This window comes from Paenibacillus sp. 01T443 (assembly GCF_056398325.1).
In genome coordinates, this window is sequence record NZ_JBFTPE010000002.1 from 1 (window position 1) to 17,180 (window position 17,180).

Sequence of the window (17,180 nt, forward strand, 5' to 3'; positions counted from 1 at the left end):
AGTTGTCCACGTTCTATTATGCTAAGATGGGAGTAGCTCATGTTGGGTTCTCCTGTGAAAAATGGTGTTGTGGTGACTTCCATTTTACACGAATCCAAACATGGGCCTCTTTGTTTTTTAGCTGTCGCACTTCATATTACAATCCGTCAGATAAATAAACTTAATCTTCATCCTCATCCAAAACAAGCTTCTTACGCAAACGCCTAGGCCGTATTGCAAGGTACGCTAGCGCTAGAGCCGCTGAAACAAGCGATGGCATGTACACGCCTGATAGTGCTAGAGGCAGAGCTGCAAAAAGCCATAGCAGCGACGTGCATACAAGCATAGCTAAGCGGTCTACTTTCAAAAATTGCTCGATTCGCTGCTTCTCCGGCAAAGGGTATACATGCTTCCATACCGAATAGCGATGAACGTGACGCAAGCCGCTTAATTGAACGGCAATCAATCCCATGAAAATAAAAAATACAAGAATACTGCCATAACCGGATAAAGACACCGCCTCCGCAAACCAATAGATGATCAAGCAGCCTAGGAAGAGCAGGCGAATCATCATCCCGCCCATCTCCGTTCTCAGGAGCGAGGCCGTATAGAGATAAACGAATGTATTGCGGCTCGCATAGCGGACTGCACGGAGCAGCCAAGCGATATACGGCCTTTTGGCGATACTTGATGGAAGCGTTGGCACGTCAATGAATAGTCCGAAAAAAACATAATAGCGTTTCCGCGTTCTCGCTTCCTCATCAATCAACCTCTCCCAAGGCAAACGGTGCTTGCTTGGCAAGCGGTATAGCAAGCCGTATAGCGCGCAGAGAAGTACGGTAAAGCCTGCTGCTTGCCACAGCACGCTCGTAAGCCATGCCGCAATGATTAAAACGGTTATAACCCAGCGCAGCAAACGCAGCAGGCGCCTCATGCCCGGCCATGTCATCCTCCGCTCTCTCCAGGCTCCCCAAATATTGACTGCCTTCATAACTACAGCGATTACAGCAAGTGCCCATCCTCCGTTAACAGCCGGTCCTTGCAAATAAATGGGAAGGTACAACAGAAACACGACTGCCGCCAGTAACGAACAAGCAATCGTATTATATCGAAACGATAGGCGTAAATAACCAGACATTTCCGCTTCGCGCGGCATCAAAAAAACGGTATCTCCTGCGACAAGCCAGGTCCGAAGCGGGCTCCAGCACAGAACCAGCGTTAACGCGGTAATGCCGACAGCCGCAAAGGGAAAGTCGCTGGGAACATCACGAATTAAATTGATGTAGCCGATAGCCGAAGATATGATGAACAAAGACATAAATGCCGGAAAACCGCTTTGACCCATGTATCGGAAATAGGGTAACGCCTCCTCACGGAACGCTTTGGCGCGGCGATGCCACAACGTTTCAAGCATGCGATCATGGCTCATTAAACATGGCCCCCAGTTACTAGCTTATAGAAGGCATCCTCCAGCGAGCCGCCGCGCATGTCCATTCCAGCTGCTTTCCTGACATCCTCCAGCGTGCCTATAGCGACGATTTTACCGTGATGCATCACGATAAACCGATCGCAATACGCCTCGACCGTTGAGAGGATATGCGAGCTCATCAGAATGGCTGCTCCCTTCCGCTTGACCTCAACCAACCTTTCCAGCAAGGAGCGGATACCGAGCGGATCAAGACCGAGAAACGGCTCATCTATAATGTACAAAGGCGGCTCTGCAAGCAGCGCATTCATAATCATGACCTTCTGTTTCATCCCCTTCGATAAATGGGAAGCGAAGGCTTTGCGCTTCGGTACCATCTGAAACTCTTTTAACAGCTCATCCTCTCGTTCTTCATAGTGGTTGTCCTTAACGCTGTAAGCCATGCCTGTTAAACGCAAATGCTCCTCCACCGTCAGCTCATCGAACAGCACCGGCGTCTCCGGCACATAAGCAAATGCAGCGCGGTAACGCTCCGTTTCCTCATCCAGAGTCACACCATCAATCCGCACATCCCCGATTTGCGGCTTCATAAGTCCTAGAATATGCTTAATTGTCGTACTCTTTCCGGCGCCATTTAGGCCAATGAGACCAACCATTTCGCCAGCCTTCACCTCAAAAGAGATGTCATGCAGTACCGGCCTTCTTGGGCTATAGCCGCCGGTTAAACCGTTTACCTGTAAAATGGACTCCATCCTATCACCTTCAACATTGCAATTTAGTATTAGCTAGTAAACAGCATACCGAAATATTCGACTAATATCAAAAAAGCATACCGCTGAGAGATTCAAGAACGTAAAAACGAGAAAAATGGGCAGCCATCGGCCCCCCATTTCCCTAGAAAAAACATTTTCTTTTACTTATTACTTTGAAAGCAAGTTATAAAGCACCTGCGCCACCTGAGCTCTCGTGGAGAAATCCCGAGGGTTCAGCTTTGATTGGCTTCCAGTAATAATGCCGCCCTCTACAAGCGATTTAAACGCATCGCTTGCGTAACCGGCAATTTGTTCTGCATCGCTAAAGCTCGACACGGTAACATTCGAGGTTGCCGCTGGAAGCTCTCCCAGCACCTCTAACGAACGGTAAAGGAGTGTGAATAGGTCTTGGCGCGTAATTTTGCTATTAGGCTCAAATGTAGTACCGTCAATGCCGTTCGTTATGCCTAGGCGTTTAGCTGCGCCCAAATAATTCGTGTAATAGGTATCTCCAGCATCAGAGAAATTATTTGTCTCCTTTACATTTGGCGAGATGCCGTAAGCTTTCAATAAGAAGACAATGAATTGTCCTCTCGCTACTGTCGCATTCGGGCCGTAATGCTCCTCGTCCGTTCCGGTAGTAATGCTTCTTGCAGCTAGGAAACCGACTGCATCCTCGTACCAAGACGTATCCGGTACATCCGTGAAGCTTACTTTGTTATAGCCGACAATATACTGGGAGAAATGTGTGGTAACGAATTCTACCGTTCCCTCAGCTGCGTTATATTTACCTCGAATCGTCTCGAGGCCTGATTCCGATACATAGTAGACAACAACTGCATTTGGATCTTCTCCCGCTTGTAACGAATAAGGTACGCTCACTTGAAGCTTGCTGCCGCCGAAGGTCGTTAACGGGCTAGTGCCCGCAAAGACGGAGAAGTCATAAACCGGGCGGTCGCCCAATGCTTCCTTGCCTTCATCGGTGAGTTCTCCCTTGGAAATAATGATACTGATGTCTCCCGTTTCAGCAGCTTTGCTTATACTTTCAATCGCTTCTGGTTCAAATATAACCGTCGCAATACCATAGTTAACTTTAACACCAGCGTTTGTATTGTTTGCCACATCGTTAAACGCATTTCTAGGAATGCTCAGCTCAACTGATTTGGTTTGGGAAGAAGCTTCGACCTTAAGCTCTACTACCGACGATTTGCCTGCTGCTTCCGCTTTTTTCGCTTGCTCCACTAAGCCTGAAATGACAGCCGTAGTCGCTTTCGCAACGGTTGAACCTGTTGAAGAGTCCGTTGTTGCTGAGACCGTAGCCGATGGAGACGTCCCGTCATCTCCGCCGACTGGCGCAGTTGGCGAAGGCGACGGTGATGGCGTTGGCGTAATAGGACCGCTTGGATCTGTGTTGGCAGGAATAACGATATCAATGGATTGGCCTGCTTTGTATGGAACAGATGTCGGAATTCCTGTTGCATTAGGAGTTGGACCATTGTATCCGGCTTTTGCTGCATATCTCACGTTATAAGTACCTGGCACAAGGTTAGTAATGGCTTCGCCGGTTACCGCTTTGTATTCCGTTTCAGAAACCAGTTTATATTCCAAAACTTTGTTTTTTGTTCCGATAATTTTCCCGTCCAGCTGCGCTGAAGTCGTTGGCGAAACTGCTGTTAAGCCAGAGGGTAAAGCTTCTACTCTTGAAAACAGACTGTCTAAAGCATTCGTATAGTTTCTGTAGTGAACGCCGGTACCTGCGCTGCTAACATAATTAGGCTGGATACTCGTCCATGTATACATCAATTCGATGTGTCCAAGAATGGGTGCTGCTGTGCCGTCCGCATCTTTGTTGTTTTTATTGTATTGAAAGAAAAACGGAACCTGCAATCTGTCACCTTTAATCACATTGCCGTTGGCATCCGTATAGCTAATGACCGAAGGCGGCGTAGCGGCATTGTTTTGAGTTTTGATATTCGTTAAATATTGATTAACAATATTGACATATAAATTAGCGTAAGGGTGGTTGTTCGCTCTAACCTGGAGCGTTTCGTTTTTATGAGGTATATTGCCTGTTTTAGCAACATCCACGCCGCCGTCCAGCTTTGTATCCCATAAATAAACCGTGCCGACATTGTATTTTTTGGCATACTGATTAATGAATTTTATTGCCGCTCTTGTATTAGGGCACCACGAACCGCCGAATAGAATTGTATAATTGCCATCACTATTTAATAGATGAGTCAGCTCGTCATAGGTTACATATTTATAAACGACGGACTGGTCACTGTCATCAAAGATTTCGATATTCGTTGGAGGATTTGATTCGATATTTGCATTTTTATTATAAGCCGTCTTGAAAAATTCAAAGTAATCGATCACATCGTAATTGGTAGTCTTGCTTCCATTCACTTCTGTCGTAATGGCTTCGAATACCGGTCTTACTTCTGCTTTATAAGCTTCTACCTTAGCAGGATCCACATTCCCATCTGTCAAATAATCATTCCAAACTTGATCCGTTTGCACGGAATCTATGATTCGATTATTTGTCCCGTCATAAACGAATAGAAAAGGAGCTTCGATTTTTTTGGCGGAAATCGTTATGTCTGCCCCGTCACTATCTTTTGCAGCGTAGCTAACGCTTTCAACTCCCGGGAGCTGCTCGTTAAGATTAGTTAAATACTTATTGATCACATCGACATATTTATATGCATATGGATTGCTGCTATCGGCAATTTCGAACTGATTGCCGTCTAGCTTTGTATCGAAATTATAGATCGTATCCACGCCATATTCTTTCGCTACTTGATTGATAAAGCCTATATTCGCTTGCGTGCTTTCACTCCATGCCCCTCCGAATAAGACAACATAATTGCCCTTGCTATCAAAAAGATTAACAAGCTCTTCGTAGTTCAAGGTCTGAAACACATGATTCTCATCATTCAAGTGTTCATAGGCCTTGCTGAAATAATCAAATGGCTCTGTACTACTATTTACTAACGCGTCCGCTGGGCTGGCATTAACAACATTGACTACGGGCAAAATGAGTAATGCCGATAGAAGCAGCGCTAGTATTCTCTTTGCTGTGTTCGATTTCATTTTCATATGTTCTCCTCTATCTCACTTTATTTTGTGTTTCTTAGCCGTATGAACTATGTATTCCCCACTCATAACTTGAGATTTTGATATGGAGGTCTGCGATTATCGGTTAGACCTCCATATCATGTTAGTAAGAATGGATTAGCAGATTTCTTCCTCGTCAGAAGAATTATCCTCATTCGCAGGCGGTGCTGCCGGCTGTTGTGTATCAGGTGAAGAAGATGACGAGGTTGATGAATTTGATGATGAGTTAGAAGTCGTTGGCGCCTTTGGCTGAACCGTCTCTTTTTTCACGAAATTAAGGGATTTCGATTTGTCTTCTTCTGTTTTAGCTGCTTCAGCTGGCGTTGCTTTTACTTCTTCCTTTACAACCGGAGCTGCTTTTACTTCTTCTTTTACTGCAGCAGCCTTAGGCTTGCTTTCTTCTTTTATCGCAGGTGCCGCAGCTTTTGGCTGTGTTTCTTCTTTTACTGCCGCTGCAGCGTTTTTTGTTGATTTGGACACTACTTCCTTTTTATCAACTACTGCACTTGCTTTTGGCTGCGCTGTATCTGCCGCTTTCTCTTCTTGCGGCTTCGTTTCTTCTATAATTGCCGGAGCAGCAGCTGTTTGCGGTTGTGCTTGTTCGGTTGCAGCAGCGGTGCTTACTTGCGGTAGTTTATCATCCGTATTAACGATCGTTATCGCTTTAGGCTGCTCTTCTTTTGCAGCGGATGTTACGGCGGGGCTGTTCTTCGGCACGGGAACCCCTTGTGCCTGTTTCGCAGATACGGCTGCGTAAGTTAAGGCTGAGAAAGCCACCGTTGCGGAAATCAATGTGATAGTCAGTTTTTTCATGTTTGTTAACATCCCTTTCGTTTCGCTCATTGAGCTTTGTATTCGTTTTTAATGATGGGTTATTGTTTTGTTTGTTTTGCTTGGATAAAAAAAAGGAGACTCAACAAGGGCGCATCATGCGCTCTCATCGAATCTCTGGTGGTCCAGTAGATTGTTCTTCTTTTGTTATCCGACAAAATGGTTAGCCAACACATCTTGATTACTTTTCTATCTTATTCCCCAAGGAATGCCATGTCAACGATTATTTTAATTTTTCCCATCGTTTTTGTCGGAATTAAGAGTGCCGCGGTTAATAGCTAGGTTCGTGGATAGAAAAAAAGGCATCACCGCCATGGATGATACCTCTTTCTTTTACGTATTTAATTACTTGATTTCAATTGTTTTTGCCGTTCCGTTTTCGCCCTTAACCTGTACGAGCTGACCAGGCTTCAACAGCGATGCATCACCGGTAATTGCAACATTAGCATCCACGTTATAAGTAAGCATAACCGTTTGCGAGTTTTCAACACGCGTAATAGATAGCGTTACAAGCTTCGCTTGTGCGTTGAACGTTAGCGTATTAAGTATACCAAGCTCCGAGAAGGGTGTTACCACGGGAGCTGACTTCGTAACTTCGATGAAAACGACTTTATTTTGATAAGTGCGCACAAGAACCTCATCACCGGCACGCAGGGCGCTCAGTGGAGCTTTCTTATCATCGCGGAAAATAAATACGTTCGAATCAATGGCCAATGAAGCTTCTGTGTTATCCGCTTTAACCACAGTCAGCTTGCCGTCAGCAGGAGCTGTTTTCAGCTTACCCGTAATGGCTTGCGCATCTTGATCCGGCATTTCCGTATCCGTACGGTCCAGAAGAGCGGCTAGCTCTGCACGAGTAACGGGTTGGTTCGGACGGAATGTTTTTCCGTGTTTATCGTTGTAGCCCGTAATAATCCCTTTCTGAAGGGCGAGCGCGACATAGCCGACTGAACCGGCTGGAATTTCTTTCGCATCCTTGAAGTCGAGCTTCGTATTGTTAAGCGCTTTCGCTTCGTCTTCCAATTTAAGCGCTTTTACAAGAAGGATCGTAGACCAAAGTCTTGTCGCATTTGCCTCTGGTTTTACTTCTGTTTCCGTTTCGGAGAACAAATCGTTTTCCAGCGCGACGGCTACGTAACCGACAGCCCATGGATACTTTTTCTCGATTTTGTCAGCGTCTTTGAATTGCAGATCCGTATTCATTTCCGCAGATGATTCCGCTTGTGCGCGAAGTCCCATCAATCTGACTGCAGCCGTTATCGTCTCAATGCGGCTAATTTTTTGATGCGGCTTGAATGTTCCATCCTCATACCCTGTAAATACACCCTTCGACGCTAGTCGCATTATGTATTCCATTGCCCATTTCAAGTCATCCTCATCTTCGAATTGCCATGTTACTTTATACTTATCATCATCTTTATCATGCTTGTCCTCTTGTCGGTCATTATTATCGTCACGACCGCCATCATTCCCTCTGTCTCTACCGCCATCTGCAAAAGCTGACGTCGCTCCGCCTGCAAGCATTAGCAGCGCAAGCGAGGAAATTGCTGTTTTTTTCAACATTGTGTTTTTCATTAAGAAAGCCACACTCCTTATTCGATTGCGGGTTTTGCCGCATTTTTTACCTTCGCCCATACGTTTCGGGAGAGGCGGATCGATTTGAGAGGGTGGCATTCAAAATTATTTTATTTTATTGTTCTTTCTCGGCCTCACGCTTCGCTTTCAGCCATTTCGGCGCTCCCTTGTTTTTGCCCTCGCGCTTTCGCTCCACCTTCTTGGGAGCAGGCTTCGGTGCCGCTTTTTCCGTTATTCTCGACTTCGGTGCGGAACTGGTCGATTTCACGTCAACAAGCTTCGTTTCCTTTGCAGCTGCCGGCGGTTCCTTCCGTTCCAGAGAGCGCTTCGCTTGGGCTGCTTCTGAGCGCTCGGCGAGTTTCGCCTCATGCCTAGCAGCAAACGGACGTGTTGCTTCTTTAAGTTCTTCCTCCGTAAGCAGCTTGCCCCGGAACATAGTCCGCTCTGACAAATCAATGCCGAGCTGCTTGCGGAACTTCTCCATAATAAACAGCTCCTGCGGCATCACAATCGATATGACCGTCCCTGGTCGTCCCATACGGCCGGTGCGACCAGCACGATGTACGTAGTGATCCGCGTCCGCAGCAGGATCAAGCTGTATAACGAGCGGCAAGCCTTCAATATCTAATCCGCGTGCAGCAACATCTGTTGCAAGCAGCAGCTGGCAGCGTCCCTCACGAAAACGTGTCAGCGTTGCTGCTCTTCGCTGCTTATCCGCATCTCCGTATAGAGCTTCAACCGTGAAGCCCTCATAGCTCAGCTTCGATTCCCAGTTCGAGATATTGTCGGTATCATTAAGGAACAACAGTGCGGATGACGGGTTCAGTAATCGAACAAGCCGCCTTGCCGTATCCGTCTTGTCCCGTTTATCGCTGACAACAAAATAATTATCGATCGTTTGGGATACCCGGTGCTCGGGCGTAATTTGAATGCGTTCCGGGTTTTTCATCCAACGACCTTCGAATCGCGCCATTTGATCAGGATAAGTCGCCGAGAAGAAAGCGATTTGACGCCCCTTACCCATGCCATGCAGCAGGATCTCGACCTCTTTTGTCGAGCCTAACTGAAATACCTGATCCGCTTCATCTACCACGACGTTATTTACATCGTTCAGCTTCAGCTTGCGCAGCTTGAGCAGCTCATGCATACGGCCCGGCGTACCGATGACAAGCTGCGGGCGCAGCTTCAGCTTCTCTACTTGACGCTTTAACGCCGCTCCGCCAATCAGCTGCTGAACGCGAATATTCAATGGCTCTGCGTAAATTTCCGCAACGCGTACGATTTGCATGGCAAGCTCTTGCGTCGGCGCTAAAATTACCCCTTGTATAGCGTTCGAATACGAATTCATCTTTTGAAGCATCGGCAGCAAATAAGCGAGTGTTTTACCTGTACCTGTCTGAGATCTCGCCGACACGTCGCTGCCTCCAAGCAGAATTGGAATCGTCTCTGCCTGTACATCCGTTGGTTCAATAATTCCGTTTGCTGAAAGCTTGTTCTCCAGCAGCTCATTAATACCGATTTCATTCCATGTGTGCTTACTCATTCTTTAATCCTCTCTCATTTAAACCTTTATTTTCGATTTAGCATACCGCCGAAAAGCCGGTCGATGGTGCGCGGCAGTAATTGATAAAACTTTATGCCAAGTGCTGCTTTTTTCGGAAGATCGAGCTCTGCTTTCCGCAGTTCGATCAATCTAACGATTCGTTTGACCACATATTCTGGCTTCATCATAAACCAACTGACATTTTTCACGTAAGAGCCGGAAGGATCAGCAAGCGAAAAAAAAGGCGTATCAATCGGCCCTGGATTCACGGCAGACACCTGAATTCCATGACCGCGGAGCTCCATTCTTAGCGAGTTTGTAAAACCCAGCACTGCATGCTTTGTCGCTGTATAACTGGTTGATTTCGCCGTGCCAATCTTGCCAGCTAACGAAGCGACGTTTACGATATGACCGCTCCCCCGTTTCACCATATGGGGAATGACAGCCTTCGTACAACGCACAACTCCCATGTAATTGGTATCCATCATCTGCTCAAAGCTTTCCACAGGCATGCTTGTAAAATACTCAAATTGCCCATAGCCGGCGTTATTCAGCAATACATCTATTTTACCGTATTTCGCAATGACGGCTTCCACTGTCTGCTTTACTTGTTCGTTGTCTGTGACATCCATCTGATAAAACGCGTTTTTTCCTTTTATTGCGGATGAAATCTCCTTCAGCTTCTCGATATTCCTTCCCGTCAGCACTGGAATCGCCCCATGCTCGGACAGTCTTATCGCCGTTAACGCTCCGATCCCGCTCGATGCGCCGGAGATGAAAATAACTTTATCCTTTAACATCCAACATCACCCATTTACAAGTTTACTTGATTGCTAATGCAGACGCAAAAAAAGCTCCCTAAGGAGCTATTTCTGTGCTAAGATGCGATTAAAACTTGGATGTCAAGTTCTCCGATTCCTTCCATAATTAGCGGAATCGTCAGCGCCTTTTGTGCGGTAAAGCCTGCTGATTGCGCGGATTGGATTACCTTAGGCGGCGTAATATCAACCCGTACACCTTGGTTAAACAGCATTGTGCTGGCATTTCCGCTGATCATGTTACCGAGCTCAGAAATAGCACTCTTCACGATTTCGTCGATTTCAGAAATTACGTATCCACCCATCATCGCAGAAACCATTTTCATAGCTACTTCTTCGCTTAGCCCGAATACAATGTCTCCGTTCATCTGTCCATTGAGTCCAATTTGAATCCAAATATAGTTCTCAACAAACTTTATATCCTTAAGACCTAGTTCACCAGTCGCAGGACGTATTTGAACCACTTGCTCAATCACGATTTTTGCGGATTCAAGAAACGGGTTAATGTATTCTGCCTTCATAATGAAGATACGCTCCTTTTCGACAAAATTCGCGCTTTGTCTTGTTTAATTTATATTATACTTAATTCATTAGGACAAGTATACTATAAAAAAAATATATATACCCAAAGAACTATATTTTTTCCACGAAAACTGTAGAATGTTGTTAATGAATGGAGGTTGCTCTGCATGCCTAACGTATGGGCTCATTTCATATTTGGACAGCTTGTGCTTGAGAAGCTTGGTGAAAGCGCTCTTCTGCAAATTGAGGAGCATAAAAACATGTTTAATATGGGTTGTCAGGGACCGGACTTTTTATTTTATCATCGTTTCTTCCCTTGGCAGCGCAGCTTGGCGTTGAACCGATTAGGTACCGAGATGCATAACCGCCATTGCGGTCCGGTGCTCACAGAAATGTTGGATGGTGTCATCGACAGGAAGACCTGCCCCAAAAGGCCTGATCCTTCTATACTATATACGCTTGGTTTTGTGCTGCATCATATTCTGGACCGTAACCTGCATCCTTATGTTTTTAGCAAATCCGGATTCCGCAAATGGGATCATCAACGATTCGAAATTATGATGGATACGTTAATTGCGAGAGAGCTTTGGGGAGTCGAAACGTGGAAAACCGCTGTTTGGAAATACGTAAGCACGAATGGCAGCTTCCCGCCTCCGATTCTGGACGTATTCGAATCGATTGCTTCAACCTATTACGGGGAGCTTGCACCGCTCATTCAGCGTGAAGACTGGAACCAAGCTAATCGCGATTTCACGGCTGCGCAGCGCTTATTCCATGACCCGCTTGGCATACGGAGAAAACTTACGTTTGGGCAAATCGAGCCTTTTGTTTTTAAGAAAGAGCCTTTGCCCTTTGATGTGTTAAATCTAGAGGAAAAGCCTTGGCTTAACCCGGTAAACGGCACAACCTATCATCACGAGAGCGTCTGGACCTTATGGGAGCAAGCTCTGGAGGACGGAATGGAAGTCTTGAATGCCATCCTAGTATGGATGCGGGCGCATGAAGGTCCCCAGCTTACGAAGGAGGACCGATCTCACGTACGTCTGCTGCGGGAGCAGGCTGTTGACTTAATTGGCAACCATTCGTATGAAACAGGCCTCCCTTGCGACTCAGGAGCAGCTATCCGTTACGCTGACACCGTATGGCCTGACCAAAGCGGCATTACGAAGTCTCCTTAATTCAAGGAAGGAGGCTTCGTAAATGACAAAAACCGCCTCAAAATTCGTTCGCTGCCTTAAACCGCTTTACTTGTCATGCTTCTCCGGAAACGCAGCCTGATAAGCCGCAGACGCTCATATAACACATCGACTGGCTTACTAAGCTGCGAAGCCTCTGAAGTCCCGTATACGTGCTGCAGCACGGGTTTCAAGTATTTGTCTCCAACCTGCGTCAGTGCATCCCAGACGAGCTGCAGCTCGTCCTCTGACACGTCGTTTAGCTCCCTGGTAATCAACGACTCCATATCGTAGCCCTCTTGCTCAAGCTGCTCGATACGATCCATCAGCTCACGTCTTGAGAGCTCCAGTTCAGCCCCAAGCTGCTCTAACGAGCCGCCCTGCTGTATCGTTGTCAAAATATGCTTTTTGGCTAATTGACGGTCCATCTGCGATTTATATTTCGTTTCCTTCTGTTTGTACAACCACTGCGTATAAATTCCGGAGTCTAGCTTCTCGACCACCCATTGCAGCGGAAATTCCGTCTCCCGGTCAGCCTCTTCTGTTATAGCGAGTACTTCCATACCATAGGACGCATGCTTAGTGCTGCCCCATCCTGGAATTTGTGTCAGCTCTTCTGCCGACTTCGGAACAAAAGCGCTAATCATCCACAACATGCGGTTGGTTGCAACAAGATAAGCCGAGCGCTTCTCCGAAACCGCTTTCGCACGTCGCCATTCGCGAAGTTTTTGGAAGAGATCCGGATTAGAGTGAAGCTCGCCATAGCACTGCAGCATGGCTACGAAGCTGCCTGCAGAAGCCCTGCGGTCATCCAGCATGCTGTCGATAATTGGTGTATAGCCTTCTCCCATCACCCTTGCAATGCCATGCCTGAAAGCTACAATCATATCCTCCCATGATGTGCCTTCGAACCAAGTTTGCGGATCTCCGGTTTCTGCTTCCCCTTCTACCCACATCACAGACCAAATACCTTGACGTTCACAAATAGACAGCTGCGCGCTAATGACATTTTGATCCTCACCAAGCTTCTCAAACGTGTTCAAGAATACGATTTGCATGTTGACCTCAATCCTCCAATAAATATGAATTAGCGAATGAATTGAACGAGAAGGCAACCATTCCGGAAACAGAGCGACATGCCGGAAACAAAAAAAAGCACCTCCTTTGCCTACGGCAAAGGAGGTGCTTCCTCACGTTCAATGATTCGATTGGTTTCATGCTATCATAATGATTTCTTTATTACAAGCATTTTGTTATTGTATAATGAGTTTATTAATGGAGTGGAGGCTATACCATATGCTGTTGCCTGATTTTGATTTTATGTCCGATTCAACGGAGGAAACTTCAACCCGATATGTCACGTTCATTGGTCCTAGCTTAAAGCGCTTCGATCTTGCGATTACATCTACAAGCCGTTTCTATGGCAAGAAGCTCATTACTGATCTCCAATTCGGAAAAACCGCTATCATCGGCCCTGATGATCTTGAAGAGGAAGGTTATCTTGAATATACGTTTAAGCTAACCGAAGAAGAAGCGTCCGAGCTTGCTCAATTCTTATACTTTGTTGTGGGAACGGTGCATTTTACAGATTAATCAGGGTACACTGAAATGGTAATATGGTAATACCATACCATTTTGGGAGGAGTCTGCTGATGGATCGATTTATGGAAGAAAATCGCCAGCCATATACAGATGTATCGACAGTTGAATCACAGCGTAACGACCTGATTCCGGAGGAGTTTCCGGATGGCCCGTACGGCTCTGACCTGCGGATGGAATCCCTTGGCAAGAGCACGCCATGGCGAATGGACCAGCGGCCACCTAACCCCTTCAACTATGAGAATCGAGCGCTTCATGCGGGAATGTCTCGCGATTATCCCGGGGAAGACGAATATGACCATGCTTTTCCTGAAGTACACGACGAGCCATAAAGAAACTTAGCCCTCAATTATGCACGCTCAATTGCGTGTATAATCGAGGGCTTTTTTATGGGGATTGTTTTATTTCGCGGCAGCTTTGAATGACAAAAAAGACCATCAACAGCCTATGCTGATGACGGTCTTTTTACATTTTGCTTTACGCTGGATTAAGCTCAAGATCATCTTCATCGCCGCGATCAAAAGCTTCGCGATCGAATTCACCTTCAGAATTGGCAACAAGCAGCGCCGTTACTGTCGTTCCTGTTGCATTTACAGCCGTACGGCCCATATCGATCAAAGATTCAACCGCAACGACTAGCGCAATACCTTCAAGCGGAAGGCCAACCGCTGTAAGCACTACCGTTGTTGAGATCGAAGCCGGTCCAGGTACGCCTGCCACACCGATAGAAGAGATTACACTTACCAAAACGATTAGTACATAATCCGTTGCCGTAAGCGTAATTCCGTATACTTCGGAAACGAAAACCGATACAATAGCAGGCCATATGCCGCCGCAGCCGTTAAAGTTCATCGTCGCTCCAAGCGGAGCTACGAAGCTGGCGATTTTCGGCGATATGCGAAGGCGTTTCGTAATAACCTCCAGATTAATAGGAAGCGTAGCAAAGCTGCTTCGTGTCGTGAACGCTACAGCGACCGTTGGATAAGCTTTTCTAAAAAACTTCAACGGATTAACCTTCGCTACGAAGGTTACCAAACCGCCAAATACGAATACGAAGTGAAGAAGGAGAGCAATATAGCTTACAGCAATTAGCATAGCTAGCGGCTCAAGCGTTTCCCAGCCGTATTTGGCCGCCATAACCGCAATTAGCGCAAAAACTCCGTATGGCGTGAAACGAAGAACAAACTTAACCACTTGATGCATAATTACCGTTGCGGATTGAATAAAAGCTTTGAACGGCTGTACGGAATCCGGGTTTTTCGCTCCTACCTTAACGATAGCGACCGCAATGAATAGGGCGAAAATAAGGATTGGCACGACTTTCCCCTCCGCAGCATCGCTGATCGGGTTGGAAGGCACTTGATCCAATATCACCTGGAAAAAGCTCGGCACTTCGCGTGCTTCGAAATTTTCAGGTGTCGTTAATGCAAATCCAGCACCTGGACTAATTGCCGATGCAACAAGTAGTCCGATGATAGAAGCTACGCCTGTTGTAGCTAAAAACCAAGCGATTGTCTTCACGCTAAGCTTGCGTAAAAACTCAATGTTCGTAATCGATATAATACTGTTTATGACTAGTACAAAAACGAGCGGAATAACAATCATTCGAATGAGGTTTATATAGATCGAACCGATTGTACCTACACCTTCCGTGTCCAGCTCAAAATTATTAAAAATAATACCTGCAACTAAGCCCAGTCCAAGAGCTACTAGAACCCGCGTTCCGAAGCCTACCCGTTTTTTGGCCATAAAATAAAGGCCGCCAAGAAGTATTGCTGATACAAACAAGGTGATCCAGTTGTTTTCAATTGCTGTCAATAAATTATTTTCCATAATACAACAATCTTCCTCTCTGTTAAAATTCTATGATGTTCAGCACAAATTAACTTTTAAATTAATAATACATAATCCCGATAAGAATACTGCGCTTTACGTAAAACAATATATCATCGGTGTTTCATTTATGTCAATATGATTTTTCCATGGCTAAATCTTAGAAAAAAAGAAGAGACGCGTCACAACCTGGCATAAACCAGTCGCTCCGCATCTCTATGTAACTTATAAGATAATTAATACACTTTTTCCAGAAAATTCACCGTAGCTTGGAGAGCTTCTGACAAGTATAGTGTAGCTCCCTCATAAGGATGCAGAACGCCAAACACATGATCCGCTCCTTCAATCGTAACAAAGGTTTGTTCCGGATTCGTTTGCCTCAGCCTTTGGTTCACGGCAAGCAACCGCTCGTTATCGGCGCTTCCTTGTACAATTAACGCCGGCTGCCTCAACGATTTGAATTGTGTCAGCACGTCAAACCGTTCTCTATTCGCCTCCGCATCCTCCGATACGAGCTGCTGGAGTCTCGTCACATTTTGCTCATCAGCTCCTCTAGCTGGCGTTGAGCCTCCATTCCATACGACGACGGCTTTCACATTCTCAGGCTGCTCCGCTGCTATAATGAGACTGCTGCTTCCTGCCCTGCTGTGCCCGATAATCGCAATTCGGTTGGCATCCGCTTCATGGCTTAGCGGAAGCAAGCCTTGCTTCACATGCTGTATGATCACATCAAGATCTACAAGCTCTTGAGAGACGGTGCTCGCTTCGGCCACACGTTCCTCAGCAAGTCCGGCTTCTTTGGCAGTTACACGAGAAAAGTCAAAACTGATTGCATAAAAGCCTTTCTCAGCTAAGCTGTCCGTTACCTCGGGCCAGAATGCCCAATCCTGAAAGCCTCTATAGCCATGCGCAATAATCACTACAGGTCTTGCGGCTTCTCCTTCCAGTGTCTTTACTCTGCCCTTCAAAATGAGCTGCTCGTTTAAATTAATCTCAAAAGGCTGTGACAAAATCGTTCTCTCGGTCATATTCACCACTCCTTAATAAAGAATAAAAAAAGGAGGCAATCCTTTGGAAAAAGGACACCTCCGTTTTTACGGTCGCATGTTTTGCTTTTTAAAAATTAATACAATAATACTTATAGACTTACTTGGTTATTTTTGAATAATAACAATCCTGCCTAGTTTTGTCAACGAAAAAGAGTTAGATTGTGTTATGACTATACTTTCGTAAGTTCGAAACTTGGTTTAACGTTTTTAAAATCTACATTTTCGCCGCTCACCATAAGGCCCATGCCCCAATCAAAATGAACCTGCTCCGACGGTTTATCCGCTGCGTCACGATACTGGAATAGAACATTTCTTCGTGTTCTATCACTACGGTTCACGTCCGAACCATGAATCGTCAAGTAGTTGAAGAACAAAACATCACCTGCTTTGGCTGGACAAAGCGTTCCCGAGGAGATCGGATACTCCTTATGATTAAGATAGTGTTTGCCTACATGCGGCAAAGGTCCTTGCAGATGCGAACCGGGAATCACAGCCAAGCAGCCGTTCTCCTCATCCGCGTCATCTAAATGCACGCTGGCAGCCAGCATGGAATGGTTATGATGCGGAAAATACGGGAAATCCTGATGCATCGGAAACGCTGCGCCATTAGCAGGGGGCTTCACAAGCATTTTGGAATGATGGAGCTGAACATTGTGACCGATGATTTTGTTCAGAACGGCCGTCATTTTCGGGTGAATGACTGCTCTCGTAAAGGCCGCGTCATGGTAATGCACATCGTGAAAACCTTTCAGCACCAGCTTCTTAAGCTGTTCAGGTGGAAGGAAATCACCCTGCCAAGCATGGTTCGTATCCGCTTGATTCTGAGCTGCGCGATTAATGATTCTCTCGACCGCCGCTCTCATCTCCAGCACCTCTTCCTCATTAAACACGCCTCTTACCAGCAAATACCCGTTTTCCTTGTAAAATTGCACATCATCATTGACGTTCATATCGATTC

General features: G+C 46.1%; 15 protein-coding genes. 3 read left to right on the plus strand and 12 right to left on the minus strand.

Features of this window, described 5'->3' with window-relative positions:
- Nucleotides 1-160 precede the first annotated feature (160 nt).
- From AC1DLI_RS02620 to AC1DLI_RS02655, 8 genes are all read right to left on the minus strand, one after another.
- A complete protein-coding gene (locus AC1DLI_RS02620; protein WP_477599381.1) occupies nucleotides 161-1,408 on the minus strand; it encodes an ABC transporter permease in 1,248 nt (415 codons plus the stop codon).
- Nucleotides 1,408-2,157: an ABC transporter ATP-binding protein gene (locus AC1DLI_RS02625; protein ID WP_477599383.1), complete on the minus strand. Its 750-nt coding sequence runs from the start codon at nucleotides 2,155-2,157 to the stop codon at nucleotides 1,408-1,410. Before AC1DLI_RS02625 ends, AC1DLI_RS02620 begins: the two co-directional genes overlap by 1 nt.
- Nucleotides 2,158-2,325: 168 nt before the next feature.
- Nucleotides 2,326-5,253 carry an S-layer homology domain-containing protein gene (locus AC1DLI_RS02630; protein ID WP_477599385.1) on the minus strand — a complete coding sequence of 976 codons (2,928 nt, stop codon included), beginning with the start codon at nucleotides 5,251-5,253 and terminating at the stop codon, nucleotides 2,326-2,328.
- A 141-nt stretch (nucleotides 5,254-5,394) separates the two neighbouring features.
- The gene (locus AC1DLI_RS02635; protein WP_477599387.1) at nucleotides 5,395-6,120 is read right to left on the minus strand and encodes a hypothetical protein; all 726 of its coding nucleotides are present in this window, start codon (nucleotides 6,118-6,120) and stop codon (nucleotides 5,395-5,397) included.
- A 333-nt stretch (nucleotides 6,121-6,453) separates the two neighbouring features.
- Complete coding sequence (locus tag AC1DLI_RS02640; RefSeq protein WP_477599389.1) at nucleotides 6,454-7,683, minus strand: S-layer homology domain-containing protein; 1,230 nt, start codon at nucleotides 7,681-7,683, stop codon at nucleotides 6,454-6,456.
- Nucleotides 7,684-7,798: 115 nt separating this feature from the next.
- Nucleotides 7,799-9,226 carry a DEAD/DEAH box helicase gene (locus AC1DLI_RS02645; RefSeq protein ID WP_477599391.1) on the minus strand — a complete coding sequence of 476 codons (1,428 nt, stop codon included), beginning with the start codon at nucleotides 9,224-9,226 and terminating at the stop codon, nucleotides 7,799-7,801.
- A 26-nt stretch (nucleotides 9,227-9,252) separates the two neighbouring features.
- The gene (locus tag AC1DLI_RS02650) at nucleotides 9,253-10,026 is read right to left on the minus strand and encodes an SDR family NAD(P)-dependent oxidoreductase (RefSeq protein ID WP_477599393.1); all 774 of its coding nucleotides are present in this window, start codon (nucleotides 10,024-10,026) and stop codon (nucleotides 9,253-9,255) included.
- 77 nt (nucleotides 10,027-10,103) lie between these two features.
- Complete coding sequence (locus AC1DLI_RS02655) at nucleotides 10,104-10,565, minus strand: chemotaxis protein CheX (RefSeq protein ID WP_054028542.1); 462 nt, start codon at nucleotides 10,563-10,565, stop codon at nucleotides 10,104-10,106.
- Between the two features lie 168 nt (nucleotides 10,566-10,733).
- On the opposite strand from AC1DLI_RS02655, the gene AC1DLI_RS02660 reads away from it, so the two are divergent.
- Complete coding sequence (locus tag AC1DLI_RS02660; RefSeq protein WP_477599395.1) at nucleotides 10,734-11,744, plus strand: zinc dependent phospholipase C family protein; 1,011 nt, start codon at nucleotides 10,734-10,736, stop codon at nucleotides 11,742-11,744.
- A gap of 56 nt (nucleotides 11,745-11,800) precedes the next feature.
- On the opposite strand, the gene AC1DLI_RS02665 is transcribed toward AC1DLI_RS02660, so the two are convergent.
- A complete protein-coding gene (locus AC1DLI_RS02665; protein WP_477599397.1) occupies nucleotides 11,801-12,799 on the minus strand; it encodes an HRDC domain-containing protein in 999 nt (332 codons plus the stop codon).
- A gap of 238 nt (nucleotides 12,800-13,037) precedes the next feature.
- Here AC1DLI_RS02665 and AC1DLI_RS02670 point away from each other — a divergent pair, with 238 nt between their 5' ends.
- A complete protein-coding gene (locus tag AC1DLI_RS02670) occupies nucleotides 13,038-13,334 on the plus strand; it encodes a DUF3055 domain-containing protein (RefSeq protein ID WP_364143520.1) in 297 nt (98 codons plus the stop codon).
- Nucleotides 13,335-13,393: 59 nt separating this feature from the next.
- Nucleotides 13,394-13,672, plus strand: coding sequence for a hypothetical protein (locus tag AC1DLI_RS02675; protein ID WP_477599400.1), 279 nt, complete (start codon nucleotides 13,394-13,396; stop codon nucleotides 13,670-13,672).
- Between the two features lie 145 nt (nucleotides 13,673-13,817).
- Here AC1DLI_RS02675 and AC1DLI_RS02680 read toward each other — a convergent pair whose 3' ends face one another.
- The 3 genes from AC1DLI_RS02680 to AC1DLI_RS02690 all read right to left on the minus strand — a co-directional run bounded on the left by AC1DLI_RS02680 (nucleotide 13,818) and on the right by AC1DLI_RS02690 (nucleotide 17,172).
- Nucleotides 13,818-15,173: a dicarboxylate/amino acid:cation symporter gene (locus tag AC1DLI_RS02680; RefSeq protein WP_477599402.1), complete on the minus strand. Its 1,356-nt coding sequence runs from the start codon at nucleotides 15,171-15,173 to the stop codon at nucleotides 13,818-13,820.
- Between the two features lie 236 nt (nucleotides 15,174-15,409).
- Entirely contained in the window at nucleotides 15,410-16,201 is a 792-nt protein-coding gene (locus tag AC1DLI_RS02685) for an alpha/beta hydrolase family protein (protein WP_477599404.1), read from the minus strand.
- Nucleotides 16,202-16,392: 191 nt separating this feature from the next.
- The gene (locus AC1DLI_RS02690; RefSeq protein ID WP_477599406.1) at nucleotides 16,393-17,172 is read right to left on the minus strand and encodes a phytanoyl-CoA dioxygenase family protein; all 780 of its coding nucleotides are present in this window, start codon (nucleotides 17,170-17,172) and stop codon (nucleotides 16,393-16,395) included.
- Nucleotides 17,173-17,180 lie beyond the last annotated feature (8 nt).